Below are 3365 nucleotides of genomic sequence, written 5' to 3' on the forward strand. Positions count from 1 at the left end.
GTCCAAAAGAACCAAATTCGTTCTTTCCCTAATTACCAGCAAAATAAAATGCTCAAAAGAGCTGTAGAAAGAAACCTGGAGATTATTGGTGAGGCGGTCAATAGGATCAAACAAAATGATGAGCAAACCTTATTAAAAATTGAACACGCAAGGTCAATCATAGCACTTAGAAACCATGTGATTCATGCATACGACAGTATTTCTGATGAAAATATTTGGTCTATCTTAATTAAACATCTACCCAAGCTTAAGGTGGAAGTAAAAAATCTTCTTGAAAATAGGCCAAAGTGAAATCGCTATTTTTAGTTCAACCTACCAAACAGAACCTCACTTGCCTGCCCAAGGCAAAAACGTTTAAACGTAGAACCCAAAACATTCAAAGTTCAAGGTTGGTTGCTGAGCAAGCCTGCACGGAGCACCTGAGGGATGAGAGTCCCGAAGTCGAAGCCCAAAACGTACAACGTTCAACACAAAACGGATACCTCGAAAAGTTGAAGCCCTATCCAATTCCTCATTTATAATTCCTAATTACCAATTAATTAAAGCCTTTGCTTTTCAATTCTTTCGAATTTCTGATTTTCCTTCCGTTAGTCTTTATGGGCTATTGGTTTGTGTTTCAGAAGAATCTGAAGGTTCAAAATGGCTTAATTATGCTTTGGTTCTTTAAGACTGGAAGGACTTTGAAAAGGAGTGATGATTAAATCAATCAAAAAACGAATCTTCTGGTTAATCGCCATTCAGCGTAAAAATCGTTTAGGGAGTCTTCTTTTTTCAATTTCTCAAAGCCTCTCAAATGCGTTAAACAATAAAATCAATGACAGTAGGCTTAATGGTGAATATAATTTCCTTGAACGTCTTGATTCCAAGAAAATCAAGGTGGTCTTTGATGTTGGTGCAAATGTTGGGAGGTGGGCGTTAAAATTTAATGAATTGCATCCTAATGCTTTAATTTATGCTTTTGAACCAGTTCCTGAGACATTTAAGAGATTGGATGAAGTATCAAATAAAAACACTGGGATATTTGCTCATCGTAAAGCTCTCTCTGATCATTCAGGTAAATTGGTTTTTCATTTTTTTCCTAATCAATCCACTTTCTCGTCAGTATTTCATCATTCTATGGGAAAAGAAGGAGTTAAAATTGAAGTCGAATCAATTACTGGAGATGAATTTTGTAAATACAACTCTATTGATTTCATTGACTTATTGAAGATTGATACTGAAGGGTTTGAGTCTAAGGTCTTGCTTGGATTCAAAGAAATGTTTGAAAAGGGGTTAATTAAAATGGTTCAATTTGAATATGGACCTTTGGCGTTAGAGTCAAGATTTTTGTTGGCTGATTTCTATAATTTCTTTGAAAATTATGGATTTGAAGTAGGGAAGATATTTCCCAATTGGATTGATTTTAGGCCATATTCAAAGGAGATGGAAAATTTCGTTTTATCGAATTTTGTTGCAATAAATTCCAGATATAAGTCTCTTCTCTAAATAATAATTTTGTCAATGTATTTTATTATAAATAAAATATGAAATCTAAGATTTTTCATTTTTTGAAGATGGTTCTGCCTCCCTTTATTACCGAGTGGATCAAGAATAAGAGACATTCTCGCCTGATTACAACAGAGAATTTTCCGAATTATACCTTAATAAATTCTTTCGCTCAATATCAAGAAGACTTAATATTGGACGCTATTCTTAGAAAAGAATTGGGATTTTACGTAGACATTGGGGCGAATGATCCTAAAAAATTTAGTAATACGCTTAGGTTTTACAGGAGAGGATGGTCAGGAATAAATATTGAACCTCAACCGGATAAAATAGTGCTTTTTGAAAAAATGCGGAATAGGGATATAAACTTAAACATAGGAATAGGAACCGAGATTGGTCAATTGGATTTTTATAGACTTGAAATTGATACTTTGTCGACGTTCGATAAAAAAACTGCTATAAATCACTGTAGTAGGTTTAAAACTCAAATAAAGGAAGTTAGTAATGTAGAAGTTTGGCCTTTAAAAGAAGTATTGAATAAATATTTACCAAATAATCAATCTATTGATTTTTTAAGTATTGACACAGAAGGGTTTGATCTGAAGGTTTTAAAAAGCAATGATCGGGATCTTTATAGACCAAAAATAGTCCTAATTGAAGTTGGTAAAGAGGGGCATGAAATTGTGAGTTTTTTAAGAAATAAAAATTACGAGTTAGTATATAAAAATTCCTGCAACTTTTTTTTTCTAGACAAAATTAAAGGGAATAAAATACATGAGTAAAGTCATCAAGGTTTCGAATCTATCCAAGAGATACCGCCTAGGCTTAAAAGAAAAGCAAGTGGAAACACTTGCAGGACAGGTCGCGAATGTGATCAAATCCCCGTTGCAAAATTTAAAGAGGCTAAAAGACCTTAGTCGATTTGGGGAAGATGACGAATCAGTTTTCTGGGCGCTTAAGGATGTCTCCTTTGAGGTCAAGGAGGGCGAAGTATTGGGAATTATCGGGAAAAACGGGGCGGGTAAATCCACTCTCTTAAAAATCCTTTCTCAAATTACAGAACCCTCTTCAGGGAAGGTAGAAATTCATGGCCGGGTAGCTTCGCTATTGGAAGTAGGAACGGGCTTTCATCCTGAACTTTCGGGACGAGAGAATATCTATATGAATGGTACCATTCTTGGGATGACCCGAAGAGAGATAGATTCCAAACTGGATGAAATTATTGATTTCTCGGGGGTGGAGAAGTTTATCGATACCCCTGTGAAATTTTATTCTTCTGGAATGAAGGTCCGATTGGGATTTTCTGTGGCAGCTCATTTGGATCCGGAGATTTTAATTATCGATGAGGTTTTGGCTGTAGGAGATTATGAATTCCAAAAGAAATGCCTAGGGAAGATGGAGGATGTGAGTAAAAATCAAGGAAGGACAGTTTTATTTGTTAGTCATAATATGCAGGCCATTTCCACTTTAACGCAAAGATGTATTTTATTAGAAAATGGAAATTTGCTTCTTCAAGCTAATACTAAATCTGTAATTGATAAATATCTTGGGCTCGAGAATTCAATTCGTGGGCTCTTTTTCAAACAGGTAGATATTTCAAAATCAGAAATTATTTCTGTTAAGGTAGTGACTTCTAATGAAGGATATACTCATTACAATGGCGAAGAGCTCAAAATTGAGGTTGGATTTAATTTACATGAAGGAATAAGAAATGGGAACGTTTCAATTCAAATTTTTAATGAATCTGAAATTGCAATAGTGCATAGTTGGTTTTTTTGTGAGGGAAATTCAAAATTAAAGGAAGAAGGAGCCCATAAATTGACATGTGTTTTTCCAAACTTTAAAGTATATCAAGGAGCCTATTATTGTAGAGTTATCTT

4 protein-coding genes are annotated in these 3365 nt (G+C 34.5%); all 4 read left to right on the top strand.

Annotated features, from left to right (window positions below):
- The coding region (locus OU792_RS18265) for a HepT-like ribonuclease domain-containing protein (RefSeq protein ID WP_274671013.1) at window positions 1-291 on the top strand (291 nt) is incomplete at its 5' end.
- Between the two features lie 402 nt (window positions 292-693).
- Window positions 694-1485 carry an FkbM family methyltransferase gene (locus tag OU792_RS18270; RefSeq protein WP_222583682.1) on the top strand — a complete coding sequence of 264 codons (792 nt, stop codon included), beginning with the start codon at window positions 694-696 and terminating at the stop codon, window positions 1483-1485.
- A 38-nt stretch (window positions 1486-1523) separates the two neighbouring features.
- A complete protein-coding gene (locus tag OU792_RS18275; protein WP_274671014.1) occupies window positions 1524-2267 on the top strand; it encodes an FkbM family methyltransferase in 744 nt (247 codons plus the stop codon).
- Window positions 2260-3365 (top strand): ABC transporter ATP-binding protein (locus OU792_RS18280; protein WP_274671015.1); only part of this gene is annotated, 1106 nt, incomplete at its 3' end. The genes OU792_RS18275 and OU792_RS18280, both read left to right, overlap by 8 nt.

The sequence above is a fragment of the Algoriphagus sp. NF genome (genome assembly GCF_028823735.1).
GTDB classification, from domain to species: domain Bacteria; phylum Bacteroidota; class Bacteroidia; order Cytophagales; family Cyclobacteriaceae; genus Algoriphagus; species Algoriphagus marincola.

What these genes read in the sequence shown, in the direction of transcription:
- OU792_RS18270 (WP_222583682.1), top strand. Translation starts at nt 694, where the DNA reads ATGATTAAATCAATCAAAAAACGAATCTTCTGGTTAATCGCCATTCAG.
- OU792_RS18275 (WP_274671014.1), top strand. Translation starts at nt 1,524, where the DNA reads ATGAAATCTAAGATTTTTCATTTTTTGAAGATGGTTCTGCCTCCCTTT.